Below are 26604 nucleotides of genomic sequence, written 5' to 3'. Positions count from 1 at the left end.
ATGAGGATCTGATGTTTCATATATATCACTCAAACCAGTTGTCATTACTAAAGTCGCTTATGGTGCACTTTATGCAGACCAAGCCACTTGCTTCTCCTTTTGAACAAGAAGTGATCCTTGTACAAAGCCCCGGAATGTCTCAGTGGTTGCAAATTCAGCTTGCCGAAAGCTTGGGTATTGCTGCTAATATCCGTTACCCACTACCAGCAACTTTTATTTGGGAAATGTTTACTCGGGTATTATCAGGTATACCTAAAGAAAGCGCTTTTTCTAAAGATGCAATGACATGGAAATTAATGGCATTGCTTCCTGAATTTTTGCCTCATGAAGAATTTATCCCCTTACTGCATTACCTTGATGATGATGAAGACAAACGTAAACTTCACCAGCTCGCAGGGCGTGTAGCTGACTTATTTGACCAATATTTAGTTTATCGTTCTGATTGGTTAGCTTCGTGGGAAAAAGATGAGTTAATAGAAGGGTTGAGTGAAAATCAACGTTGGCAAAAAATATTGTGGGTAGCATTACAGCAATACACAAAAGATCTTAATCAGCCTCAATGGCACCGTTCTAATCTTTATCAACAATTTATTTCGACATTAAATAATACAGAAGAAGGTGAGCTTCAACACTGTTTTCCACCCCGTATTTTTATTTGTGGGATTTCAGCTCTACCTCAAGTTTACTTGCAGGCATTACAAGCGATAGGTCGTCATACCGAGATCTATTTACTCTTTACCAACCCTTGCCGTTACTATTGGGGAGATATTCAAGATCCTAAATTTCTCTCTCGTCTTAATAGTAGAAAACCACGTCATTATAAGCAATTACATGAATCACCTTGGTTTAAAGACGAAAAAAATGCTTCTTCGTTATTTAATGATGAGGGTGAACAAAATATTGGCAATCCACTATTAGCGTCATGGGGGAAACTGGGTAAAGATAACCTTTATTTTCTTTCTGAACTTGAATATACCGATGTATTAGATGCATTTGTTGAGATCCCAAGAGATAATTTACTTCATCAATTGCAAGCTGACATTCTTGATTTAGAAGATTTTTCGCAATTAGGTACAACACTTGAAACGTATGAGTGTAGTGAAAATAAACGTGTAATTTCACCAGATGATAACTCACTGACTTTTCATGCCAGCCATAGCCCACAGCGTGAAGTGGAAGTGTTACAAGATCAATTACTGCATTTGTTAGAGCAAGATCCTGAATTATTACCACGTGATATTATTGTGATGGTTGCGGATATCGATAGCTATACACCTTATATTCAAGCTGTGTTTGGTAATGCACCTTCAGAACGTTATCTTCCTTTTGCAATTTCAGATAGAAAAGCTCGTCAAGCACACCCAGTATTGCAAGCTTTTATTACGTTGTTAGAGCTTCCTCAAAGTCGTTTTACCGCTGAACAAGTGTTGGCATTGCTTGAAGTTCCTGCTTTAGCTGGGCATTTCTCTATTTTTGAAAATGAACTAAAACTATTACGTCGTTGGGTCGATGAGTCAGGCATACGTTGGGGATTAGATGATGAGAATGTGGCTTCATTCTTATTACCCATCACGGGTAAAAATACGTGGGAGTTTGGTTTACTGCGTATGTTGCTTGGTTATGCGATGGAAAGTGAAAATGGTCCTTGGAAAGGCGTGCTTCCTTATGATGAGTCCAGTGGCTTAGTTGCTGAACTTGCAGGATATCTCGCTGATTTTCTTTATACATTAAGTGAGTGGCGTACACGTTTAAGTGAAACTCGTTCATTAGAAGCATGGCTAGAAGTTGGACAACAATTAGTTGATGCCTTTTTTGAATCTGATGAGGAAACGGAATTAGTCTTAGCGCTTATTATTCAACAATGGCAAAAAGTGATTGAAAATGGATTGAAAGCGCAATATCAAAATGAAATTCCGCTAGTTCTTATTCGTGATGAATTAACAGTTCGGTTTGATGATGAAAAAATTAGTCAGCGTTTTTTAGCCGGTAGCATTAATTTCTGTACATTAATGCCTATGCGCTCCATTCCCTTTAATGCAGTGTGTCTATTAGGAATGAACGACGGTATTTATCCTCGTAATATTCAGCCGTTAGGGTTTGATTTAATGGCGGAAAAACGCCGTCGTGGTGATAGAAAACGTCGTGATGATGACCGCTATTTGTTCCTTGAAGCGCTTAGTTCAGCTGAAAAATACCTTTATATTAGTTATATCGGAAAATCGATACGGGACGATCGAGAATGTAACCCATCCGTCTTAATCAAAGAGTTACAAGATTATATTGGGCAAAACTTCCGTTTGCCGGAAGATGGTGAACTCAATGTCGATGAGAGTGCAATTCGCATAAATCAGCATTTATTAACACAACATAGCCGTGTTCCTTTTGCTCAAGAAAATTTCCGAATCGATGCTTCTTTTCGCTCTTATGCTTCTGAATGGCTACCTGCTGCCAGTGGGCAGGGGGAGATTCATCAATGTTTTACGGAAGCACTTAATGATGATGACACAATAGATAAAGTTTCTGTTGATGAGCTAGCTCGTTTTTATCGTCATCCTATTCGTGCTTTCTTCCAACAAAGATTAAAAACAAACTTTGTAATTGAAGAAACAGAATTACCGGAAGAAGAGCCATTTGTGATAAATGCGCTTCAACGGTATCTATTGAATCAATGGTTATTAAAGGCATTGATTGATCAAAGCTCAACAGACGCTTTGTTTGAGCGTATCAAAGCAGCTGGACAACTTCCGGCGAGCGCATTTGGTCAAATTTATTGGGAGCAACAAATAGAAGAGTTACTTCCTTTAGCTGAAAAGATAAGAAGTGAACGATCAGCCACACATTCTGTCACATTAGAGCAAAGCTTTAGTGCAATGCCACTGATTGGCCGTTTAAATGAGGTACAAGCTGATGGTTTATTACGTTGGCGACCCGCCAGCTTAACCGCTAATGATTTATTGCAGCTTTGGATTGAGCACTTAGTTTATTGTTTAAAAGAGGGCGCTGGCGAGAGTCGGTTTTACGGCAGAAAAGAGACTCAATGGTGTTTATTACCTGTTGATCCTGAATTTGCCTATTCAACATTAGACAATTTAATCAGCGATTATAAACAAGGGTTAAACAGCCCATTAGCGCTATTTGCGAAAAGTGGCTGGGCTTGGTTACAAGCTTGCTATGATAAAAAATCACAAGCGTTTTTACTTGATGATGAAGAGACTCTAGAAAAAGCAGAATTAGTACTGATGCAACATTTAACGGATAGCTATAATCGAGATGGTGAAATGAATGACATGTATGTTCAGCGCGCCTTCTCTCAATTAGACGAGCCTTTTTTACAAACAGTCAAACAGACGGCGTTAACAATATTTAAACCAATAATTCCATTTCTGAAAAAATAAGGGAGCTCATATCAGATGAGAAAATACTGCTCGCAACTATGGATTATGTTGCTATTGATGCTACTGAGCATCAACAGTTTTGCTGTTGATCCACTCTGGCAAGTATTGCCTGATAGCATTGAAAAAAGTGAGAGTGATCCACGGCAATATCAAGCGATTAAACTACCTAATGAAATGACCGTATTACTGGTTTCTGATGAAAAGGCAGTTAAATCATTAACGGCAGTTGCATTACCTGTTGGCGCATTAGAAGATCCAGATAGCCAGCAAGGTCTTGCTCACTATTTAGAACATATGGTGCTAATGGGGTCGGCGAAATATCCTCAATCAGGCAGTATGTCTGAATTCTTACAAAAGAATGGTGGCTCTCATAATGCCAGTACAACGACCTATCGTACTGCATTCTATTTAGAAGTGGAAAATAGTGCTATTGATGAAGCGGTTGATCGCCTTGCTGATGCTTTAGCTGAACCCTTACTTGATCCTAAAAATGCAGATCGTGAGCGTAATGCGGTTAATGCTGAATTAACCATGGCGCGTGCGCGTGATGGTATGCGTTTTTGGCAAGTCAGAGCTGAAACGTTAAATCCATTACATCCAAGTTCTCGCTTTATGGGGGGGAACTTAGAGACATTAAGTGATAAACCAAATAGTAAGCTTCAAGATGAATTGATTAAATTCTATCAAAAACACTATTCTGGTAATTTAATGAATGGTGTTATTTATAGTAATAAATCACTCGATGAGTTATCTAAATTAGCCGCAAATACTTTCGCTCGTATCCCGAATAAAAAGGCAGATGTGCCCGTCACCACAGTACCTGCTATGACGGATAAAGAAAAAGGGTTAATGATCCATTTAGTACCCGCTCAACCGCAAAAGACTTTACAAATTGAGTTTGGTATAGATAACAATGTTGCTGATTTTCGTAGTAAATCTGATGAATATATTGGTTATTTAATCGGTAATCTTAGTGCAGGTACATTGGCAACATGGCTACAAGATCAAGGTTTAGCTGAAAGTATTAGTGTATCTTCAGAGCCTTATATCGATCGGAATCAAGGCTCATTTACGATTTATGTTGCGCTGACAGATAAAGGCTTAGCGCAAAAAGACAAAGTGATTTCCGCTATCTTTTCATACATTCGTTTAATTAAGACGGAAGGTATCAGTCAACGTTACTTTGATGAAATTGCGAATGTATTAGATCTCTCATTCCGTTATGGCTCTATTGTAAGAGATATGAATTACATAGAAGGTATTTCGGATATGATGTTGCGTTATCCAATCAAAAATATCCTAAATGCGGGTTATATTGCTGATAAGTATGAGCCTTCAGCTATCCTTTCTCGTCTTGACTCTCTTACACCAGAGAAAGCGCGTATTTGGGTAATAAGCCCTAATGAGCCCTCTAATAAACAAGCCTACTTTGTTAATGCCCCTTATCAGGTTGATAGAATCACAGATAAGCAATTAAAAACATGGCAAACATTATCGGATGATATTTCATTATCATTGCCAGCACTTAATCCTTATATTCCTGATAATCTTTCTCTGATCGATGCGGATAACAAAATCATCAAACCAGAATTGTTGTGGCAAGATAAAAGCGCTCGCTTGTTTTATATGCCATCACATTATTTCTCTGATGAGCCAAAGGCCAGTGTGACATTAAGTTTAGTGAATAAGGGATCAGACATTACTGTTAAGCAACAAGTAACACAAACTTTAACGGATTATCTTGCTGGTTTAGCATTAAGTGAATTATCTTACCAAGCTTCTGTTGCTGGAATGAATATCTCATCCTCATCAGGACAAGGTATTGATTTTTCAATGAATGGTTATACACAACATTTACCAGAACTCGTTAATGCTACACTGAAAAGCTATATGAGTTTCGAATCAACTCAAGAAGAGCTCGATCAAGCTAAATCTTGGTATCGTGAACAACTTGATGTGACTCATAACTTAAAAGCATTTGAAGAAGCGATGTTACCGGCTCGCCGATTAAATACGATCCCGTATTATGAAGAAGCTGACAAACTCAAAGCATTAGAGTCAATTACACTGCAAGATATTATTGATAATCGCCGTGAAGTAATTAAAAACTCGGCACTTCAAGCGCTGATTATTGGTAACTTAACGCCAGAGCAAAGTCGCGATATTGCTAAATCTGCACACGAATTATTAGGTAATCAAGGTACAGAATATTGGATCGGTGAAACATTAGTATTCAATAAATTAAATGCGGTTGAATTCCAAAGTAAATCGAAGAGTACAGATAATGCATTAGGTGAGCTTTATATCCCAATAGGTTATAGCCGTCTTGAAGGTCAAGCTATTTCTTCAGTGCTAGCGTCTGTTATCAAACCTTGGTTTTATGATCAATTAAGAACAGAAGAGCAGCTAGGTTATGCGGTATTTGCTTACCCAAGCTCTATGGGTGAACAATCAGGGATCGGCTTTTTACTGCAAAGTAATGCCAAACCACCTGTCTACTTAAATAAGCGCTATAACGCATTTTATCAACAAGCTTACGAACGTTTGAAAAAAATGAGTGAAGCTGATTTTAATCAGTATAAACAGGCGATTATTACTGAAGTTAAACAACCACCTCAAACATTCTATGAAGAAGTTTCTCTTTATCGAAATGACTTCCATCGTAATAACTTAAAATATGATGGACGTGAAAAATTCTTGGCTGAGCTTAATAAAGTAACGTTAAAACAAGCTATTGAATTTTACGAAAAAGCAATTATAAAACCGAACGGATTTATTTTTGTCTCTCAAGTTATTGGTAAAGATGGCAAAGATGCTGATTACGCTGAAAATAAACAATGGAAACGTTACGCTACGGTAAGTGAATTACAAAAAACTTTACCTATTGAGGAAATTAAAGAGTGAGTGAAGTGATACAGGCACAGCCACTAAACCCGTATACACTTCCGCTGTACCAAAGACGCCTCATTGAGGCGTCAGCAGGAACAGGGAAAACTTATACAATCGGGTTGTTGTATTTACGGTTGCTTCTTGGGTTAGGCGGAGAGTCTGCATTTTACCGCCCTCTCAATGTTGAAGAGATTTTAGTTGTGACATTTACGGATGCGGCGACAGATGAATTACGAGCACGTATTCGCAAAAATATCCATGAACTAAGACTTGCCTGTATTCGTCACGATGTTGAAAGTTGCAATGATACTTACCACGAGTTACTTAAACAGATCCCTAATAAAGAGCTGGCGGCACAATGGTTGCTAGAAGCAGAGCGCCAAATGGATGAAGCGGCTATTTATACTATTCATGGTTTTTGTCAGCGTATGTTGGCAAACAATGCATTTGAATCAGGCGTCTTGTTTGAACAAGTCTTGATCCAAGATGAATATGAGCTCAAAAAACGGGTATGTGCTGATTTCTGGCGCCGTCATTGTTATCCACTTTCTTATGATGTTGCTAATGCAGTAAGCCAGATTTGGTCTGGCCCTGAACAACTGCTTTATGAAATACAGCCTTATTTACAAGGTGAAATGCCCGAAATTGAAGGTGTGGCATTAGACAGTGAAAATGAATCAGTCAAAGAGCGTCATCAAGCGGTTATTGAAGCAATTAACAAGGTAAAAGCGCGTTGGCATGCACATCAACATGAAGTTGAAGCATGGATAACAGCTTCGGGTGTTGATAAACGTAGTTATAGCAGTCGTTTCTTACCTAAATGGATTGAAGAAATAACCTTGTGGGCGTCAACATCAGAAACGAAAAGCTATCAATTACCAGATTGTTTGGTTCGTTTTTCGCAAGAAACGCTGAATGAGAAGAGCACTAAAGGCCCAGCACCAGAACATATTCTTTTTGTTGAAATTGAACGATTAACAAAGCAGAGCTTAACTCTGCGTGATGTTATTCTGGTCAATGCGATCCCTGAAATACGCCAAGGCATTGAAAATGAAAAGATGCGTCGCGGTGAAATGGGATTTGATGATTTATTAACACGTTTAGATAGAGCATTGAAACGTGAAGGTGGTGAAGCTTTAGCGCAAGCTATTCGTGAACGCTATCCTGTTGCAATGATCGATGAATTCCAAGATACGGATCCCCAACAATATCGTATTTTTGATGCGATTTATGGTGAGTATGAAAACAGTGGGTTGTTGTTTATTGGTGATCCCAAACAGGCAATTTATGCTTTCCGGGGGGCGGATATTTTTACTTATATTCAAGCTCGAAAGCAGACATCTCATCACTATACATTAAATACTAACTGGCGCTCTGCGCCGGGTATGGTGAATGCCGTTAACAAGCTTTTTATGCGTTCTAATACCCCTTTTTTATTTGAGCATATCCCTTTTATTGAAGTAAGCTCGGCTGAAAAAAATCAAGACATGGCCTTTGTTTACCATGATAAACCGGTTTCACCTTTTAATTTTTGGCTTGCTGAAGGCGAAAGTGTTTCTACGGGAAATTATGAGCAAATTATGGCAGCACAATGTGCCGCACAAATTCGTGATTGGTTATCAGCAGGGGATCAGCAACAGGCTTGGTTGATTGAGCAAAATGCAAAAAAAACAGTTACGTCTGCTGATATTATGGTATTGGTGCGTAGCCGTAGAGAAGCGATACTGATCCGTGATGCATTGAATTTACTTTCAATACAGTCAGTATTTTTATCCAATCGTGAAAGTGTTTTTGAAACCAACGAAGCTAAAGATCTACTTTGGTTATTACAAGCGGTTGTAACACCTGAAAAAGAGCGAGTTTTAAGGGCTTCGTTAGCCAGCCGATTATTTGGTTTTAGCGCAAAGCAAATTGATGATTTGAACCGCAGTGAGGCTCACTGGAATAGTTACGTGGAGAAGTTTGCTGATTATTATGTATTATGGCAAAAGCGTGGTGTTTTACCAATGTTGCGCAAAATCATGATGGATAATCAAATTGCAGAAAATTTACTCGCAAGTATTGATGGCGAACGCCGGCTTACCGATATCATGCATATTGGTGAGTTATTACAAGAAACATCATTACAACTCGATAGTGAACATGCTCTTATTCGTTGGTTAGCACAACAGATTTCTCATCCTGATGCGCAATCTGAAAGCCAACAAATGCGTTTGGAAAGTGACCGAAATCTTGTGCGAATTTGTACTATCCATAAATCTAAAGGTCTTGAATATCCTATTGTTTGCTTACCTTTTGCTTGTAATTACCAAGAGCAAAAAGGGGCTCTTTATCATGATAGAGATAAATTTTACGCAAAATTAGATATTTTTAGCCGACCTGAAAGTTTACGCTTAGCGGATGAAGAGCGCTTAGCTGAAGATTTACGCTTACTTTATGTGGCATTAACGCGATCTAAATTTTGCTGTTATGTTGGTGTAGCTCCTCTTGTCAAAGGGAATAAACGTAAGTCTGGGCTTACTGATTTGCATAAAAATGCTTTAGGGTATTTATTACAGCAAGGCGAAGAAGGTAATAGTGAATTATTGCATCAAGCAATTCATGCCTTATTAGATGATAATATCAGTGTTACAACGCTTGATAATATATCAGCGCATCGCTATCAACCTCAATTATCCCCTGAAACCAACCTTGAAGCTGCTATATTTAAACGTCAGATCCATGATAATTGGCGTATAACAAGTTATTCAGGATTAACCTATCAGCATTCAAATCGTCATTATCATTTTGATTTAGGTGATATTGAGGCTTTGGTGCAATCTATCGCACCAGGGCTTGATACAGATGCTAAAGGTGAGAAACGACAAGAAGAGATTGATGAAAACTCTATTCATCATTTCCCTCGTGGTGCAGTCGCAGGAACGTTCTTACATAGTTTGCTGGAAGTATTAGATTTTTCGCAACCTATTGATGAACAGTGGATGCAAGAACAATTGAGCGTTCAAGGTTTTGATGAAAAGTGGGCTCCCCTTTTAGTTACATGGATGGAAACACTGTTTCATACACCGCTTAATTCTCAAGGGTTGTGCTTGGCTGATATCCCAAAATCACAACAACTTGATGAGTTACAGTTCTATTTACCTATTGAGAAAGAGCTATCATCAGCCCAATTAACTCAGTTAATTAGTCAGTTTGACCCTCTGTCAAGACGTTGTCCAGCTCTGCAATTTCAACAAGTAGAAGGGATGCTTAAAGGCTTTATTGACTTGGTCTTTTCTTGGGAAGGTAAATACTATGTTGTGGATTATAAATCGAATTGGTTAGGTGAATCGAGTGAGGATTACACACAAGAAGCGATGATGAATGCAATGATGGATCATCGCTACGATTTACAATATCAACTCTATACCTTAGCGTTACATCGCTTTTTACAACAGCGCATCCCTGATTATGATTACAAAAGTCACTTTGGCGGAATTTATTACCTCTTTTTACGTGGTATAGACAAAGCACACCCTGGAAATGGTGTTTATGCCTATTTGCCTGATGAAGCTTTTGTTTTGGCATTAGATTCACTATTTACAGGACAAAGTAGCAAACCAGATGTAGTCGGTGAGAAATAAAAATGATCAAACTCTTAGAACAAGCGATTACACAAAACTTATTACGACCTTTAGATCTTCGATTTGCACAAATGCTGGTTGAAGATGAAAACCCTATTTTGCTGTTTGTATTTGCTTATTTGAGTGCTCAAACTGGAGCGGGTCACGTTTGTTTACCATTGAATATTATTCAAAAAGATCAATTATTCGATGGTAGACAAAAAGAGTTTGCACAAGAGATTTGGCAAAAAATGGGTAAACCTTCTGCTAAACAAATAGTAGAAGAGTTGACTCATTGTCATTGCGTTAGTCAAAGTCGCGATGATTCCCCCTTTCCCATTATTTTAGATAATGAATATCTTTATCTACAAAGAATGTGGAGTTATGAAGAGAAAGTTGCTCAGTTTTTTAGGCGTGATCAGGCTATTGTTGATATTGATGAAAATGAATTAATTAAGGTACTCAACCAACTTTTTCCAGCAACGAAAGAAAACCAAGAAACAAATTGGCAAAAAATAGCTGCCAGCGTTGCTATCACCAGCCCTATTTCCATTATTTCTGGCGGTCCAGGAACAGGTAAAACGACAACCGTTGCTAAAATTTTAGCTGCTTTTGTGATGCTCACATCGAATGAAAAACCAATTATTCAATTAGCCGCTCCTACAGGTAAAGCGGCAGCAAGATTAACGGAATCTTTAGGTAACGCCTTAGCGCAACTTAATTTAAGTGAAGAAGAAAATAAATGGATGCCAAAGCAGGCACAAACTATTCATCGCTTATTAGGTGCTCAACCTGAAAGCCAGCAAGTGCGCTACCATAAAGATAATCCATTACAGCTTGATATTTTAGTTGTTGATGAAGCCTCAATGGTTGATTTACCTATGATGGCGCGTTTGATTGATGCGCTTCCATTAAAATGTCATGTTATTTTCTTAGGTGATAAAGACCAACTTGCTTCTGTTGAGGCAGGTGCTGTATTAGGTGATATCTGCCGTTTTGCTGAAGATGGTTTCAGTCAAAAAAGATTTGAGCAGATTAATCACTTAACTCAAGGTGAATTGGTTAAATCTACGGATATTATTCCAGTTTCTCAAACGCCAGTATCTGTCGTCAGTGACTCTCTGTGTCTATTACGTAAAAGTTATCGTTTTGGTGAAGATTCAGGGATAGGGCAACTGGCTTTTGCGGTTAATAAAGGGCAGACCAAAACAGCGATTACGTTACTAAAAAAAGCAGAGATTAGTCCACAACAGCTTGAAATAGCATTAGAGCCCCAAGATGTGAGCTTTATTGCTTTGGAGTCAAAAGAAAGTTATTTACTGATGATTCAAGATGCCGTTAATGCCTATCGAGAATACCTCACTTTAGTTTCTCAAAAAGCCTCACCTGATATTATTCTTAATGCATTTAACCAATACCGTTTATTGTGTGCGCGAAGAGAAGGCCCTTTTGGTGTGAGTGGGTTAAATGACAGAATTGAAATGTTATTGCATCGCCAGCGATTGATCCGCCGTCCTACAAATAGTTATCAAAGTGATTATATTGGACGCCCCATTATGATCCAACGAAATGATAGTACATTAGGTCTGTTTAATGGTGATATTGGCATTATGCTCAATAACGATGAAGGTGACATGAAGGCTTTTTTTCAACTACCTGATGGAAAGTTGAAAGCGATCCAACCGAGTCGATTACCACAACATGAAACGGCATATGTAATGACAGTGCATAAATCACAAGGTTCTGAATTTACCCATACAGCGTTAGTACTACCCGATAAGTTTTCACCTGTTGTTAGTCGTGAATTGCTGTATACCGCATTAACACGTGCTAAACAGAAGCTTTCTCTTTATGCTTCAGAGTCTATGGTGAGAATGGCAATACACACACGTATTCAACGTCGAAGCGGATTAATTGATAAATTACGTTATTAGCTGTTAGTGAATAATAGAAAATAAAAAAGACAGGCATTGAGAGGGGGCCTGTCTTTTTTTATGATGATTAATTACTCTTTATGTAAGTCTAAAATCAAAATTTTAGAGCGACGTTGGTAATTATAAAGTGCTTGTTTTTCAATGGGCAACTTATCAATTTCAGCAGGTTCAAATCCTTTTTCTTGAAACCAGTGTATGCTGCGAGTTGTTAGAACAAACAGCTTTTCTAACCCTAATTGCTTAGCATGTGCTGAAATCCGTTGTAGCAAAACTTCACCACGGCAAGAGCTACGATAATCTGGATGTACTGCCACACACGCCATTTCGCCAATTTTTTCTGATGGATAAGGGTAGAGCGCTGCACATGCAATAGTCATATTATCGCGTTCAATAATAGTAAATTGATCAATTTCAATTTCCAATTGTTCTCTTGAGCGTCTGACTAAAATACCTTGCTGTTCTAATGGGCGAATAAGTTCGAGTATGCCACCAATATCATTAATATTTGCTCTACGAACTTTCTCTGCACTCTCCATGACGATTTGAGTACCAATACCATCACGAGAGAATAATTCTTGAATAAGAGCACCATCAGATTGATAACTTAGTAAGTGGCTGCGTTCTACACCTCGACGACAGGCTTTAACCGCTCCCCGTAAGAATCTTACTGTGCCTGAATGGTAATCACCTTCTGTTTGTAGTTCTAGAATTTTATCTTCGGCTTGATTAGGTAGCAGTTCAGAAACAATGTGGCCTTCTTCATCGGCAACACCTTGAAATGAGCAAAAACCAATTAGTTTTTGTGCTTTAAGTTTTATCGCAAGCTGTGTTGCCACTTCCTCTGAGGTAAGATTAAAGCTTTCCCCCGTAACAGAGACTGCAACAGGGCCAATTAATACAATAGCATTACTGTCTAACTGGCGATGAATTGCTTCTTCATCAATACGACGAATTTTTCCGCTATGACAGTAATCAACGCCATCATCAACCCCTAATGGTTGCGCGATAACAAAGTTACCACTGACAACATTAATATGGGCACCTTGTAATGGAGTATTACTTAAACTCATTGATAGGCGAGCTGTAATATCGAGTTGCAATGTACCTGCAGCTTGTTTCACGATTTCTAAGGTTTTACTATCTGTGATACGCGTATGTTTATGATAAATCGGAGATACTTTTTGTACTTCAAGAGCAGCATCAATTTGTGGGCGAGCACCATAAACAACCACTAAACGAATACCTAGGCTATGTAACAACCCAATATCATTAATGATGGATGGGAAATTTTCGTGAGCAATGGCTTCGCCACCCAACATAATGACAAATGTTTTGCCTCTATGTGCATTAATATACGGAACCGAGTGGCGGAATCCATCGACCAATTCGGTGCTACGCTCTTTCATAAAACCCTCTCAAGTGAATTTTTATTCGCATTTAATGTATTTTTATTCTTTTTGAGGAGGAATGGCAAGTAAAATCCTATCTTATTGTTTTACCTGAAGGCAGAATATTCGTGTAAAAGTGAGTAATTGTGCTGTTTTTAAGTGACAGTGAAGTGTGGATTGGGTAAAGTTTTTTGTTCTTAACTTTTTTTATCTCTTTTTAGAGTTTATTGACGTTAATCGTTTTTTTGGAATATTTTCATGAGTCATTCTGAGCACAATCAAACTCGTCGTCGTCTTGTTAAAGGAATTGGCGCGTTATTATTGTTAAGTGTTAGTCCTGCTGGTTTTGCTGCCACAGCATCTATTGTTGCTGTGAGGGTTTGGCCTGCCTCGACTTATACTCGCGTGACTATAGAATCCAGTACGCCACTGAAATATCGTCAGTTTGCATTATCAAATCCTGAACGTATTGTGGTGGATTTAGAAGGTATTCAACTTAATAGCGTACTGAAAGGTGTCGCTAATCAGGTTCAGACTAGCGATCCGTATTTAAAGCTTATTCGCGTTGGTCAAAATACACCTAAAACAGTACGACTGGTATTTGAAGTAAAAACGCCTGTACAACCACAAATGTTTACGCTTAAACCTGTGGCTGAATTTAAAAACCGTTTGGTATTAGATTTCTATCCAAGCCATGGTGCTGACACTGAAGATGATCCTCTCTTAGCACTCTTGCGTGAATATAACGATGGTGATTTACAGCAAGCTGTGCCGGCACAAACGGATACCCGTAAACCGGGTAGAGCAGGGCGCGATAGACCTATTATTATCATGATCGACCCTGGCCATGGTGGAGAGGATCCGGGGGCAATTGGTAAATATAAAACACGTGAAAAGGATGTGGTTTTACAAATTGCTCGTCGTTTAAGAACGCTTATTGATAAAGATGCCAAAATGAAGGCGTATATGACACGTAATGAAGACGTCTTTATCCCATTGACAGTACGTGTTGCTAAAGCGAGAAAAATGCAAGCGGATTTATTTGTCTCTATCCATGCTGATGCGTTTACAAATCGTGCAGCAAGAGGTTCATCTGTTTTTGCATTATCAAAAACGGGCGCAACAAGTAATACAGCACGCTATCTTGCTCAAACACAAAATGAGTCTGACTTAATTGGTGGCGTGAGTAAAAGTGGCGATCGGTATGTAGACCATGCAATGCTTGATCTTGTGCAAACGGCGACTATTAATGATAGCCTAAAATTTGGTAGTGAAGTGCTTAAGTTATTAGGCGGTATTAATAAACTGCATAAAAATAAAGTCGATCAGGCCGGTTTTGCGGTATTAAAAGCGCCAGAGATCCCATCCATCTTAGTAGAAACTGCTTTTATCAGTAATATTGAAGAAGAGAAAAAACTAAAAACAGCTAAATTCCAGCAACAGATTGCAGAATCTATTTTCAAAGGGATCAAAGCTTATTTCGCTAATGGTGGCGAATTAACATTAGCTGATCGTAGCTAATTTTTTTCATATTTTTTTCTATTCCAGTAGAAAGTCAATCTTATACGCTTTCTATTGGGATTTTTTATTGTATTTTTAATACAATAAATCCATCTAATACAATGTGTTATTGAAATAAATAACAGTGAATGACGCAAATCTATGAGTGATATAATTAGGTTTGTAAATTAAGAGAGAAAGTAGATTAAGAGGCTATTTTGAAGAGAAATTGGTTGCGGGAGCTGGATTTGAACCAACGACCTTCGGGTTATGAGCCCGACGAGCTACCATGCTGCTCCATCCCGCGACTGAATTGTTGTTTATAGAATTGGTTGCGGGAGCTGGATTTGAACCAACGACCTTCGGGTTATGAGCCCGACGAGCTACCATGCTGCTCCATCCCGCGACTGATACTATAACTTACTGCTTTGTGAATTGGTTGCGGGGGCCAGATTTGAACTGACGACCTTCGGGTTATGAGCCCGACGAGCTACCAAGCTGCTCCACCCCGCGTCTCCACAGAGGGGCACTATACTCAGGATCTGCCGAGTTGCAAGTTTTTTATGAAATTTTTACAGTTTTCTTTTAAAAACGGTCAGAAATAACACATCAAGATGCAAATTTAGGCAGTTATACTCGTCATGCTTCAAATTATTTAGAGTATATACTTGATGTTTAAAAGTCATATTGATTGGGTGATAATAGAAAGTCTTTACAATTAGTATATTCATATCTTTATTGATTTTGCTTTGGTATCTTTCTAACTCAAAATCGACACTCAAATTTAGTTATTAAGCGGGTCAAAAATGGTTACTTGGCGAAAATCGTTAATTTTAGGTATGTTAGCGCTTGCCTTGTCAGGATGTCATCGTCCAACAGAGCAAGGGCAACAGTATAAAGATGGAAAGCTTAAGCAAGATCTCATTGAAGTAAGTTCGCCAAACACGCAAGGTACCCCCATTAATGGCCCTGATTACTTACAACAAGTAAGTCAGATAAACCAGACATCATCTCGTTTGTATAATAGTAATAAAGAGACTTATCAGGCAGTTGAAAACTGGTTACGTTCTGGTGCAGATACCAGACAATTACGTCAGTTCAATCTTTCTGCATTTCAAATGGAAGGGGTTGATAAGTACGGTAATGTTCAGTTTACTGGATATTATACACCTGTTCTTGAAGCTCGTTTAACGCAACAAGGTGAATTCCAATATCCTCTTTATAAAATGCCTACTAATAGTCGTTCAAAATTACCTTCTCGTGCAGCTATTTATAATGGTGCATTAAGTCCATCTTTAATTGCAGCGTACAGTAACTCCATTATGGATAATTTTATGATGGAAGTTCAGGGAAGTGGTTATGTTGATTTTGGTGATGGCAAACCTTTAACGTTCTTTGGTTATGCAGGGAAAAACGGACATCCTTATCGCAGTATTGGTAAGGTGCTTATTGATAATGGTGAAGTAGAAAGAAAAGATATGTCGATGCTCGCTATTAGAGATTGGGCAGATAAGCACAATGATGCTGAAGTGAGAAAATTATTAGAAGAAAACCCATCGTTTGTTTTTTTCAAACCAGAACCTTTTACACCTGTTAGAGGCGCCAGTGCTATCCCGCTTGTTGCACTTGCCTCTGTGGCTTCTGACAGAAGTATTATTCCAGCCGGAACGGTGTTACTTGCTGAAATTCCTCTACTTGATGATACGGGTAAATTTACAGGTGAATATCAAATGCGTTTAATGGTGGCATTAGATGTAGGGGGAGCAATTAAAGGCCATCATTTCGATATTTATCATGGAATTGGTAAAGATGCTGGTCATATGGCAGGTTTCTATAATCATTATGGGCGAGTTTGGGTATTAAAAAAATCACAACTTAACTCATTAAACCCTTCATCATAAAAACGATTTACTATTTATCTGCTCGTTATAAACGGTAAAATTATATTCACGACATGGCTATTGATATTAATAGCCATGATTATTTCTGTTATTTAGGTTGTTATCGCATCATGCAAAATTCATTATCAGATTCATATTTACAACGCTTTTCTGGAATAGGGCGACTTTATGGGCAAAAAGCGTTGTCTTATTTTGCTCAGGCTCATATCTGTGTCGTGGGTATAGGAGGGGTCGGTAGTTGGGCGGCTGAAGCACTAGCTCGTAGTGGTATTGGTGCTATCACTTTAATTGATATGGATGATGTGTGTGTGACGAACACTAATCGGCAAATACATGCGTTAAAAGAAAGCGTAGGGCAACCAAAATGCGATGTGATGAAACAACGTATTTTAGAAATCAATCCAGAATGCAAAGTGACCAGTATTGATGATTTTGTCACGGTTGATAATGTTGCTGAAATGATGAATAACAACTTTGATTATGTCATTGATGCCATTGATAGTGTAAGGCCAAAGGCTGCATTATTAGCGTATTGTCGCCGTTATAAAATTCCAGTGATCACCACGGGTGGTGCTGGTGGGCAAATTGATCCAACTCAGATCCAAGTGGTTGATTTAGCAAAAACAATTCAAGATCCTTTAGCGGCTAAATTAAGAGAGCGTTTGAAATCTGATTTTAATGTTGTAAAAAATAGTAAGGGAAAATTAGGGATCGACTGTGTTTTCTCAACAGAACAATTAGTTTATCCACAAGGCGATGGTACGGTTTGTGCGGCAAAAAGTACAGCTGATGGTGTGAAACGAATGGATTGTTCAGCCGGTTTTGGTGCTGTAACGATGGTAACGGCGTCATTTGGTTTTATTGCGGTGTCTCATGCATTGAAGAAGATGTTAGCGAAGGCTCAACGTACTCGTCGTATTTGAAGTTGTCGTGTTATTGACGGTGCTCAATCGCACTAGTCGCATACTGATGCTCCTAGTGACTCATTTACTTGTCGCCTAGCTACACCTTGAATTATTTAGCGAAAAACGCCGTAAACCCTCGCCCGACAGGGCGGGGAGCAGTCACAGTATAAAACTTAATACTGTGAGGTGAGTGATTTTAATCGTGCGATAATCGCATTCACTCCGTCTGTGCGAGATTGGCTAATTTGATTAGCCAATCCTAATTGATCAAAAATAGCTAACATATCGATATCAGCTATTTCCTGCGCTGTTTTATTCTCAACAGCGGCTAAAATAATAGTCAATAAGCCTTTTACAATACGGCCATCACTATCACCATAAATATGGTATTTACCATCATTATTTAATTTGGCACCTAACCACACTCTGTTCTCACATCCCTTGATCTCTTTTTCTGTTGTTTTTAATTCATCAGGTAATGCGGGTAATTTACGTGAGAGTTGAACTAATTGGCGATATTTGTCTTCCCACGCTTTTAGTTTTTGGAAATCATTGAGTAATGCTTCTAAAGTGATTTCATGACCAAATGGGTGCTGAGTTGCAAGCAGAGGTGTGTTGTTATTCATTTTAATTATTCATCTTTTAAGAGTGTTAGCGCAAATTTAACGGCATTAATAAAAGCATCAATATCAGCATGTTGATTATAAGGCATAAAAGAAATGCGTAAACAGCCTGAAATGTTTAATGAATCAATAAGAGGCTGTGCGCAGTGTTGCCCAGTGCGTAATGCAATACCTTTCTCTGTGATTAATGTTGCTAAATCACTGTGATGAACACCTTCGAAATTGAAGGAAACAACCGATGAATTGGGCGCTCGATAACTGATAAAACCATTTAACTCACTGAGACGTTTTTCTGTTTCTTCTGCAAGCTCAAGAGCATATTGGTTAGCATGATGCATATCTTGTTTTTCTAACCATGCTAATGTGGCTGAAAATGCAATAACACCTGCAACATTAGGTGTTCCCGCTTCAAAACGTTGAGGAATAGGGGCTGGAGTAAATCCGTTAAATGTTGCGTTAGTTAGCATTTTTCCGCCTCCATGCCAAGGAGCCATGTCTTCTAAATGTTTTCGTTTGCCATAACAAACACCTAATCCATTAGGACCATAAAGTTTATGAGCGGAAAAAACATAGAAATCAAGATCAAGTGCTGTGACATCCGTTGGGTGATGTGCAATACCTTGCGCGCCATCGACAACAAGTAAGCAATTATCATGTTGATGAACGCATTGAGATACCTTATCTAATGCAATTTGAGCACCTGTTACATTCGACATTTGGCTAACTGCAACAATTCGTGTCCGCTTATTGATCAATGTATTTAAACTATTAATTGAAGGTAAAAAATGATCCTCAATTGCCCAGCGGATCACTCGTGCGCCGGTTTGTTCGGCCAGTATCAACCAAGGAATAAGATTTGCATGATGTTCTTGCTCACTAACAATTATTTCATCACCTGCTTGTAAGCGTGGACGAAAATAACCTTGAGCAATAAAGTTGAGTGATTCTGTGGTGCCTTTTGTCCAAATAATCGTATCACTATCAGCACTCTTGATTAATTCGGCAACTTGTTGACGCGTTGCTTCATATTGTTGCGTTGTTTCTCTAGCATGCTGATATTGGCTACGGTGAACCGTTGCAAAGTTATGGCGATAAAATGCATCTGAGGCCTCTATCATGGCGAGAGGCTTTAATGCAGTTGCTGCACTATCGAGGTAAATCGTCTTTTCTTTAAGAGCAGGAAATTGTTGTCGAAATAAATCAGGTGAAAATAGGTTCATAGTTAGGCTGTATTGGTAGACGAATAAATTTTCGCGATTTGTCATTAAAATAAGGCGTATAGATTATACAGTTAATTATATTTATTTATAACGGAAACCAGAGAGCATCAGTGTGTTATGAGTTATCTCGCCTATAATAACATGATTAAGGTGATGAAAGTTCACACAATAAAAAATCACTGAGATCAGATTAATATCCTATTTTTCTCTTGTTTTAATTTATAAGGAATAATTTGCGGTAAGCTTTTTTAGAATAATGATGATAAGTTCATTATAAAAAATGGATGAAAACATCGAAATGGTGTACGTGAGTAATTAAAAAATAGAGAAAAATAGGGAATAAAAAAAGCACCGCCTTGGCGGTGCACTATAAAATCACTATGGACAGACAGGGTAAATGTACAGGAAGTGAAAAAAAACAGTAGCATCAGCTACTAAGTCTGGAATTTCCAGACAACTTGCAAACACAACATCACAACCACAAAGCCAAAAGTTTTGCAGTATTACTACTACACAACTTTTCGTTCCGGCTTAGGAAGTGCGCTTACTATAGGTATTTACTGGCTAATCATCAAGGGACAATTTATAATGCTTCGCATAAAAAAAACTAATGATGAAAGTTAGGGTCTACTAATAGCCAAAATAGGGGTTTAAGAACCGAATATGTCTAAACGTTTACCGCCATTAAATGCGCTTAGGGTTTTTGATTCAGCGGCACGTCATTTAAGTTTTACTAAAGCCGCTGAAGAATTATTTGTGACACAAGCAGCAGTGAGCCACCAAATTAAAACATTAGAAGAATTCCTTGGGCTAAAATTATTTAGAAGACGCAACCGTTCTCTTTTATTAACGGAAGAAGGGCAGAGTTATTACCTCGATATTAAGGAAATTTTTTCATCAATTAACGAGGCAACTCGCAAATTATTAGCTAGAAGCGCGAAAGGTGCACTTACCGTTAGTCTTTCTCCAAGTTTTGCTATTCAATGGTTAGTACCTCGGTTATCTGGGTTTAACCAAGCTTATCCGGGAATTGATGTGCGAATTCAGGCTGTTGATAGAGAAGAAGATAAACTGGCTGATGATGTTGATGTTGCTATTTTTTATGGTCGAGGTAATTGGACTGGGTTGCGTACAGACCGCCTTTATGCAGAATATTTGATCCCTGTTTGTGCACCATCTTTACTTACAGGTGAAAAACCACTAAAAACCCCATCCGATCTGATTTATCATACACTGCTACATGATACATCTCGTCGAGATTGGCAAGCTTATGTACGTCAATTAGAGATACAAAATCAGATAAATGTGCAACAAGGCCCTATTTTTAGCCATAGTTCAATGGTGATACAGGCTGCTGTACATGGACAAGGCGTTGCATTGGTTAATAATGTAATGGCACGTAGTGAAATAGAATCAGGTCGATTAGTAAGACCTTTTCCAGATGTCCTTGTTAGTAAAAATGCATTTTATTTAGTTTGCCAAGATAGTCAGGCTGAATTAGGTAAGATTGCGGCTTTCCGCCAATGGATTTTATCTCAAGCAGCGAATGAGCAAGAAAAGCTGGGTTTACTAACATCATCTTAATATTGCGATTGGCAAATATCTTCTAGATAGGAAGGAATAAACAGTGAATAGTCGTACATTGCTTATGTTTTCCGCGATCAGTGGCTTCTTTTATGTTGCTTTTGGTGCATTTGCAACTCATAAGCTTGCACCTCATTTATCGCCACAACATTGGGAATACATTCAGTTAGCGATGCGCTACCAAATCGTCCATACCTTATTACTTGTCGGGATTGCGGCAATGTTAATGCGTAAAACCATTTTATGGTTTTATTGGGCGGGTATTTTCTTTGGTGTTGGTATTCTACTTTTCAGTGGTAGCCTTTATTGTATGGCGCTAACACAAGTTAGATTGTTATCTTATTTTACGCCAATTGGTGGATTTAGTTTTCTTATTGGTTGGGCTTTAATTTTTATTGGCGCTTTGCGTCTAAGGGCACCGGCGTCTCGCCATGAATAAAGTTGCATTATATTGTCGCCAAGGTTTTGAAAAAGAGTGCGCGGCTGAGATTACGGATAAAGCAGGTCAAATCGGCATTTATGGCTTTCCTCGTGTTAAAGAAGGAAGTGGTTATGTGATCTTTGAATGTTACCAAGAAGGTGACGCAGACAAGATTGCGCGTGATGTGAGTTTCCGTGAATTAATTTTTGCTCGTCAAATGTTTGTGACAGGTGAATTACTTAAAGATTTACCGCCAGAAGATAGAATTACACCGATTGTTGGAATGCTAAAAGGTGCTGTCGAAAAAGCAGGTGAACTTCGAGTTGAAGTTGCAGACACTAATGAAAGCAAAGAACTATTAAAATTCTGCCGTAAATTTACGGTGCCATTACGTAATCATTTGCGTAATGAGAAAATTTTGCTGAAAGTTGAGAATTTTAGCCGTCCTGTTGTCCATGTGTTTTTTATTGCACCGGGATGTTGTTATGTTGGCTATTCCTATAGTTTTAATAATTCCCCATTTTATATGGGTATTCCTCGATTAAAATTCCCATCAGATGCGCCAAGTCGTTCGACATTAAAACTTGAAGAAGCATTTCATATTTTCATTCCTTATGATGAGTGGGAAGAGCGTTTAGCAAGTGGGATGAAAGCGGTCGATTTAGGCGCATGCCCCGGTGGCTGGACATATCAATTAGTAAAACGCAGTATGATGGTGCATGCTGTTGATAATGGCCCAATGGCACAATCTTTAATGGATACAGGGCAAGTTCGTCATCACCAAGTTGATGGTTTTAAATTTGAACCTACATCTAAAAATATCACATGGCTTGTTTGTGATATGGTTGAAAAGCCAGCCAAAGTTGCTGCATTAATGACAACTTGGATTGCTAATGAATGGTGTCGGGAAGCTATTTTTAACCTAAAATTGCCAATGAAAAAGCGTTATGAAGAAGTCTCTCATATCCTTGAAAAAATAAAGTCAGAGTTAGCGGAAAAAGGGATTAACGTTAAGATCCAAGCTAAGCATCTTTATCATGATAGAGAAGAGATAACCGTTCATATTCAAAATATTTGGGCCGCTTATCGACCAGATCGTGAATTCTAAAAACGTTCAAAGTACATCGATTTATTGATGACAATAAAAGGCTAAGTTTATAAATAGAAACTTAGCCTTTTTTAATGAGAGGAGTTATTTAAAAAATATTAGCTTGTTGAGTTTTAATAATTGGGAACTTAGCTATTTTAAACGTAGCTGTTGTAGATTACCGTTTAATTGAATATCAGTGCGTAATGTCGTGATTTTCCGACTGATAAATGCGGATTCTTTATGGGTAATAAGTTTGTTTTGCCATTTAGTAGGAACATCATCAATATGCTGATAGAGCGATTCTAGATCTGGGTGAATTTGTAAAAGTTCGGTAGCACTTTTGGGCCCAATACCAGGAACTCCTGCAACCTTACTGCTACTTACACCGGTTAATCCCCAATAATCGGTAAGTTGAGATGGTTCGACACCAAATTCAGATTTAATAAATTCTAAATCTAACCAGCGCCGTTGAAAATAATCGCGTATACGAATAGAGGGAGAAAGTAATTGGCAATAACCTTTATCCGTTGAAATAATTGTGACTCGAAAACCCGCATTTGCTACTTTAGTTGCCAATGTTGCTGCAACGTCATCTGCTTCATCACCACCTGAGTGCCAGCTCTGTATTCCTAAATTAAGTAACATTGCTTTAATTTCAGGTAATTGTTGTCGCAAATCATCAGGCATTGGTGTGCGACCTGCTTTATAGTCAGGTAACAGTTGATGTCGCCAACTACCGTCTCTATCATCTTCATCAAAGACCGCTACGGCATGAGTAGGTTGTGTGTGACCAAGCAATTGGTTGACACTCTGTTCACACACTGTTTGGCAAGAAGAACCTGATGCCGCATGAATGCGGCGGATCAGGTTTAAAGCATCAATAATCAGCAAATGTATCATAATAAATTAGCTGATAATCTCGTAACATGGTTGATAAGCTGTACCGCCCGGAAGTTTCATACGATGTTGCTCAACAAAGCCCGTTAATAAAATATCCATACGACGCATAATTTCACGATCACCATGAATTTTATAAGGGCCGTAAGCTTCAATCGCTTTCATACCCACTTCTTTTACGTTACCTGCAACAATACCAGAGAATGCACGACGTAAGTCAGCCGCTAATTTTTCAGGTGATTGATCGGTGCTTAAGTTAAGCGATGCCATGTTTTCATGTGTTGGTTCAAAAGGAAGTTGCAAATCAGCATTGATCTTCATTGACCAGTTAAAGCTATAAGCATCACCAGTACTACGACGATTATCCTTTACCAAAGGCATATATTTTTTCATGATACGAGCAACTTCAGGTGCATCATCAATAATAATTTGGTAATGGCGTCGAGCGTCGTCACCTAATGTATTTGCGATAAAGTCATCTAATACATTAAAGTAGTCTGCACTCTCTTTAGGGCCTGTTAAAATCAGTGGTAATACTTGGTCTTGGTTTTCTGGAGACATAAGGATACCAAGCAGATACAGTAATTCTTCTGCTGTCCCTACACCGCCTGGGAAAATAATAATTCCATGTCCAATTCGTACGAAAGATTCCAGACGTTTTTCAATATCTGGCATAATAATCAGTTCGTTAACTAATGGATTTGGTGGCTCTGCCGCGATGATTGACGGTTCTGTCATACCGATAAAACGGCTATTTCTATAACGTTGTTGAGCATGACCCACAGCAGCACCTTTCATTGGTGCTTCCATCGCACCAGGTCCACAGCCTGTGCAGATATTGAGTTCACGTAACCCTAATTCGTTACCTACTTTTCTGCCGTAAAGGTATTCAGTTTCATTGATTGAGTGACCACCCCAGCAAACGATCATATTAGGATCTTCATCAATATGAAGAGCTCGTGCATTACGCAAAATCGAGAAAATGGTATTAGTGATGTGAGTACTATTTTCTAAGTTCAGGTGAAGATCACGTTTTGCTGTTGTGATTTGCCCGTGAACAAACAATATGTCACGAAGCACTGCAAATAAGTTAGCTTGTAATGAGCGAATAATTTTTCCGTCAACAAAGGCGTCTTCAGGAGGATTGACTAACTCAAGCTTTACGCCTCGTTCACGGCGCAGTACGTTAATATCAAAATCTTGGTATTTAGATAACAGTTCTTTACTACTATCAGTAAGGCTACCAGAGTTGAGAACAGCGAGAGAACAATTGCGAAACAGCTGATAAAGATCACTGCTTGCGGTTCTCTTTAGCATATCAACTTCTAGCTGTGAAAGCAGATCCATGGAACCTAATGGGCTGACATGAGTTATCACGTAGGACTCCTTTTTCTCCTGAAATAACAAACTGAAGTGCAACTGATCTTGGTATAACACAGATCATATTAACATACAGGCATTATTCCCGTTATTGTCTGGCTAATCGACTAATTTCTGGAACAAACTCACAATTACTACGCCAAGGATTGATGTCTAATCCACCGCGTCGCGTATATCTTGCATAAACAGTTAATGTTTCTGGCGTACATAATTGCATGATATCGTGAAAAATTCGCTCAACACACTGTTCATGAAATTCATTGTGTTGTCTAAATGAAACTAAATAGCGTAGCAGTTTTTCACGATCAATCTTTTTACCCTTATATTGAATAGCGACTGATCCCCAATCTGGTTGATTGGTAATAAGGCAATTGGATTTTAACAGATGGCTGACAAGGGTTTCTTCAACCAGTGTATCGGTTGTCGATTCGTTTAACCATTGGACATCAAACTGATAATTATCAATTTCGATATCTTGTTCATCAATACACTCTCCAGCAAAATCGACAATAGGTTGTGATGTAAAATGCGAAAGTGGATAGATAGTCAAATTAACTTTGCCTTTAGCACAAGCTGTTAAATCGTTAAGTAAGGTTTTTTCGACGATATCCCAACTTTCAAAACGAGTTTGATTAAAACTATTGAGATATAATTTAAAACTTTTAGATTCAATAAGATTTTCAGTGGTTGCGTCTAATTCAACATGACCAATAGCAACTTGTGGTAAGCCTTTACTATTAAGCCATGAGAGCTCATACATAGTCCAAATATCACCGCCATGAAAAGGTAAATTTTCAGCAGTTAAAGAGAGTGAATCTCGATTTAGGCTACGTGGTACACCTTGCAATAATCCGGCATCATATTGATCATGATATTGAGTCTCTTTGCCGAGAGATAATGCTTCAAGAGATTTATCACCTTGATATAAAGACATAATTTACATCCTAACTTTAGCTGAAAATAAAAGAAGGTTAATTATACTATTGAAACATCAATAGTATATGAATGCTTTATTTTTGATGCTCTGAATTAGTGACATAATCAGGTAACATAAAGGAAATTCTTATTTAAATAGATAAAATAGATAATCATGACTGAAAATATTTCCTCTAAACTAAAAGCCTTTACGCAAAAGTATGTTGATTTGTGGCAAGAAAAATCAGGCTTACCTCCTGCAAGCGAAGATCTTTATGGTGTTCCTTCTATTTGTATATCAAGAACAGGTGATGAGGTTGTTTACTGGTTACCGCAACCTTTTGTAGGAACAGATAAACTAGAAAAAATTGAAAAAGCGATGGGGATTATTATTCGTCCTGAATTGCATGATTACTTTACTACTCAGTATGCAGGTGATATGCAGGTTCGTTTTAGAGAAATAGATTTCAGCTTGATCCAAGTGTGGAGTGAAGAGGATTTTATTCGCTTACAAGAAAACATTATTGGCCATTTGGTGACTCAAAAACGTTTAAAACTTACACCTACATTGTTTATTGGTACGACAGATTCAGAAAATGAAATAATTTCTGTGTGTAATGTTTCTGGGGAAGTCATTCTTGAAACTTTCGGTAAAAAGAAAAGAGAAGTTTTAGCTGAGAATTTATCTCTCTTTTTATCGGAATTAGTCGCTGTATATAATGAGTGATGTAATCCATAGGCTTTTATTTTTGTGAGATATATCTTACAAAAAAAACGAGTGTTTTTATTAAAAAAACGTCGCTGATAAAAATAGAATTGATTTATTTAAGTAGAGCAATAAGTTATTAACTCATTGTCTTTATTTATAGTTATAGCTCTTTAATTGTTTTTGTTTTGTGGGTTGTTTAAGTAATCAATTATTGGCATTCTACGTCCACCAACTAAGGGACTGTTTGGTGA

17 protein-coding genes and 3 tRNA genes are annotated in these 26604 nt (G+C 38.2%); 11 read left to right on the top strand and 9 right to left on the bottom strand.

Features of this window, described 5'->3' with window-relative positions:
• Nucleotides 1-11 precede the first annotated feature (11 nt).
• From recC to recD, 4 genes are read left to right on the top strand one after another with little or no spacing between them, the layout of a single operon-like run.
• Nucleotides 12-3395, top strand: coding sequence for an exodeoxyribonuclease V subunit gamma (recC, locus tag QSH13_RS12400; RefSeq protein ID WP_286039226.1), 3384 nt, complete (start codon nucleotides 12-14; stop codon nucleotides 3393-3395).
• A gap of 15 nt (nucleotides 3396-3410) precedes the next feature.
• Nucleotides 3411-6299, top strand: a complete 2889-nt coding sequence (gene ptrA / locus QSH13_RS12395; RefSeq protein WP_286039225.1) for a pitrilysin — start codon at nucleotides 3411-3413, stop codon at nucleotides 6297-6299.
• A complete protein-coding gene (gene recB / locus QSH13_RS12390) occupies nucleotides 6296-9907 on the top strand; it encodes an exodeoxyribonuclease V subunit beta (RefSeq protein WP_286039224.1) in 3612 nt (1203 codons plus the stop codon). Before ptrA ends, recB begins: the two co-directional genes overlap by 4 nt.
• Nucleotides 9908-9909: 2 nt before the next feature.
• A complete protein-coding gene (gene recD / locus QSH13_RS12385; protein ID WP_286039223.1) occupies nucleotides 9910-11820 on the top strand; it encodes an exodeoxyribonuclease V subunit alpha in 1911 nt (636 codons plus the stop codon).
• A gap of 71 nt (nucleotides 11821-11891) precedes the next feature.
• Here the strand turns inward: recD and argA are convergent, their stop codons facing one another.
• Nucleotides 11892-13226 carry an amino-acid N-acetyltransferase gene (argA, locus tag QSH13_RS12380; RefSeq protein ID WP_109396195.1) on the bottom strand — a complete coding sequence of 445 codons (1335 nt, stop codon included), beginning with the start codon at nucleotides 13224-13226 and terminating at the stop codon, nucleotides 11892-11894.
• A 240-nt stretch (nucleotides 13227-13466) separates the two neighbouring features.
• Between argA and amiC the strand changes: the two genes are divergently transcribed.
• Nucleotides 13467-14729, top strand: a complete 1263-nt coding sequence (amiC, locus tag QSH13_RS12375) for an N-acetylmuramoyl-L-alanine amidase AmiC (RefSeq protein WP_109396194.1) — start codon at nucleotides 13467-13469, stop codon at nucleotides 14727-14729.
• 209 nt (nucleotides 14730-14938) lie between these two features.
• On the opposite strand, the gene QSH13_RS12370 is transcribed toward amiC, so the two are convergent.
• From QSH13_RS12370 to QSH13_RS12360, 3 genes are all read right to left on the bottom strand, one after another.
• Nucleotides 14939-15015: transfer RNA gene (locus QSH13_RS12370), tRNA-Met, on the bottom strand.
• 22 nt (nucleotides 15016-15037) lie between these two features.
• Nucleotides 15038-15114: transfer RNA gene (locus QSH13_RS12365), tRNA-Met, on the bottom strand.
• 30 nt (nucleotides 15115-15144) lie between these two features.
• Nucleotides 15145-15221 (bottom strand) — tRNA-Met (locus QSH13_RS12360).
• Nucleotides 15222-15514: 293 nt separating this feature from the next.
• Between QSH13_RS12360 and mltA the strand changes: the two genes are divergently transcribed.
• Both mltA and tcdA read left to right on the top strand, forming a co-directional pair.
• Nucleotides 15515-16609, top strand: a complete 1095-nt coding sequence (gene mltA, locus QSH13_RS12355) for a murein transglycosylase A (RefSeq protein WP_109406938.1) — start codon at nucleotides 15515-15517, stop codon at nucleotides 16607-16609.
• A 110-nt stretch (nucleotides 16610-16719) separates the two neighbouring features.
• Nucleotides 16720-17532: a tRNA cyclic N6-threonylcarbamoyladenosine(37) synthase TcdA gene (gene tcdA, locus QSH13_RS12350; protein WP_109396296.1), complete on the top strand. Its 813-nt coding sequence runs from the start codon at nucleotides 16720-16722 to the stop codon at nucleotides 17530-17532.
• A 155-nt stretch (nucleotides 17533-17687) separates the two neighbouring features.
• Here the strand turns inward: tcdA and csdE are convergent, their stop codons facing one another.
• Together csdE and csdA are read right to left on the bottom strand one after the other, a co-directional pair.
• Nucleotides 17688-18140, bottom strand: coding sequence for a cysteine desulfurase sulfur acceptor subunit CsdE (gene csdE / locus QSH13_RS12345; RefSeq protein ID WP_109396192.1), 453 nt, complete (start codon nucleotides 18138-18140; stop codon nucleotides 17688-17690).
• Between the two features lie 5 nt (nucleotides 18141-18145).
• Nucleotides 18146-19357 (bottom strand): cysteine desulfurase CsdA, encoded by a 1212-nt coding sequence (gene csdA, locus QSH13_RS12340; RefSeq protein WP_109396191.1) that lies wholly within the window; start codon nucleotides 19355-19357, stop codon nucleotides 18146-18148.
• A 663-nt stretch (nucleotides 19358-20020) separates the two neighbouring features.
• On the opposite strand from csdA, the gene QSH13_RS12335 reads away from it, so the two are divergent.
• The 3 genes from QSH13_RS12335 to rlmM are packed head-to-tail and all read left to right on the top strand — an operon-like array spanning nucleotide 20021 to nucleotide 22470.
• Entirely contained in the window at nucleotides 20021-20941 is a 921-nt protein-coding gene (locus QSH13_RS12335; protein ID WP_023582728.1) for a transcriptional regulator GcvA, read from the top strand.
• A gap of 43 nt (nucleotides 20942-20984) precedes the next feature.
• Nucleotides 20985-21380 (top strand): DUF423 domain-containing protein, encoded by a 396-nt coding sequence (locus tag QSH13_RS12330; protein WP_036913817.1) that lies wholly within the window; start codon nucleotides 20985-20987, stop codon nucleotides 21378-21380.
• Nucleotides 21373-22470 (top strand): 23S rRNA (cytidine(2498)-2'-O)-methyltransferase RlmM, encoded by a 1098-nt coding sequence (gene rlmM / locus QSH13_RS12325; protein ID WP_109396190.1) that lies wholly within the window; start codon nucleotides 21373-21375, stop codon nucleotides 22468-22470. The genes QSH13_RS12330 and rlmM overlap by 8 nt, the downstream gene beginning before the upstream one ends.
• A gap of 132 nt (nucleotides 22471-22602) precedes the next feature.
• Here rlmM and xni read toward each other — a convergent pair whose 3' ends face one another.
• The 3 genes from xni to queF form a co-directional block, all read right to left on the bottom strand.
• Nucleotides 22603-23352, bottom strand: coding sequence for a flap endonuclease Xni (xni, locus tag QSH13_RS12320; RefSeq protein WP_109396189.1), 750 nt, complete (start codon nucleotides 23350-23352; stop codon nucleotides 22603-22605).
• A 6-nt stretch (nucleotides 23353-23358) separates the two neighbouring features.
• On the bottom strand, nucleotides 23359-24726 hold the full coding sequence (ppnN, locus tag QSH13_RS12315) for a nucleotide 5'-monophosphate nucleosidase PpnN (protein ID WP_109396188.1): 1368 nt from the start codon (nucleotides 24724-24726) through the stop codon (nucleotides 23359-23361).
• Between the two features lie 91 nt (nucleotides 24727-24817).
• Nucleotides 24818-25663: an NADPH-dependent 7-cyano-7-deazaguanine reductase QueF gene (gene queF, locus QSH13_RS12310; protein ID WP_261191489.1), complete on the bottom strand. Its 846-nt coding sequence runs from the start codon at nucleotides 25661-25663 to the stop codon at nucleotides 24818-24820.
• Between the two features lie 156 nt (nucleotides 25664-25819).
• Between queF and syd the strand changes: the two genes are divergently transcribed.
• Entirely contained in the window at nucleotides 25820-26371 is a 552-nt protein-coding gene (syd, locus tag QSH13_RS12305; protein WP_185901207.1) for a SecY-interacting protein, read from the top strand.
• The last annotated feature ends 233 nt before the right edge of the window (nucleotides 26372-26604 follow it).

The organism is Proteus faecis (assembly GCF_030286765.1).
Taxonomy (GTDB): Bacteria; Pseudomonadota; Gammaproteobacteria; order Enterobacterales; family Enterobacteriaceae; genus Proteus; species Proteus faecis.
This window is presented reverse-complemented; position numbering and strand designations above follow the sequence as displayed.

Excerpts from the sequence above, each read along its gene's own strand:
- recC (WP_286039226.1), top strand. The coding sequence starts at position 12 with ATGTTTCATATATATCACTCAAACCAGTTGTCATTACTAAAGTCGCTT.
- ptrA (WP_286039225.1), top strand. The coding sequence starts at position 3,411 with ATGAGAAAATACTGCTCGCAACTATGGATTATGTTGCTATTGATGCTA.
- recD (WP_286039223.1), top strand. The coding sequence starts at position 9,910 with ATGATCAAACTCTTAGAACAAGCGATTACACAAAACTTATTACGACCT.
- argA (WP_109396195.1), bottom strand. The coding sequence starts at position 13,226 with ATGAAAGAGCGTAGCACCGAATTGGTCGATGGATTCCGCCACTCGGTT.
- amiC (WP_109396194.1), top strand. The coding sequence starts at position 13,467 with ATGAGTCATTCTGAGCACAATCAAACTCGTCGTCGTCTTGTTAAAGGA.
- mltA (WP_109406938.1), top strand. The coding sequence starts at position 15,515 with ATGGTTACTTGGCGAAAATCGTTAATTTTAGGTATGTTAGCGCTTGCC.
- tcdA (WP_109396296.1), top strand. The coding sequence starts at position 16,720 with ATGCAAAATTCATTATCAGATTCATATTTACAACGCTTTTCTGGAATA.
- csdE (WP_109396192.1), bottom strand. The coding sequence starts at position 18,140 with ATGAATAACAACACACCTCTGCTTGCAACTCAGCACCCATTTGGTCAT.
- csdA (WP_109396191.1), bottom strand. The coding sequence starts at position 19,357 with ATGAACCTATTTTCACCTGATTTATTTCGACAACAATTTCCTGCTCTT.
- QSH13_RS12335 (WP_023582728.1), top strand. The coding sequence starts at position 20,021 with ATGTCTAAACGTTTACCGCCATTAAATGCGCTTAGGGTTTTTGATTCA.
- rlmM (WP_109396190.1), top strand. The coding sequence starts at position 21,373 with ATGAATAAAGTTGCATTATATTGTCGCCAAGGTTTTGAAAAAGAGTGC.
- xni (WP_109396189.1), bottom strand. The coding sequence starts at position 23,352 with ATGATACATTTGCTGATTATTGATGCTTTAAACCTGATCCGCCGCATT.
- queF (WP_261191489.1), bottom strand. The coding sequence starts at position 25,663 with ATGTCTTTATATCAAGGTGATAAATCTCTTGAAGCATTATCTCTCGGC.
- syd (WP_185901207.1), top strand. The coding sequence starts at position 25,820 with ATGACTGAAAATATTTCCTCTAAACTAAAAGCCTTTACGCAAAAGTAT.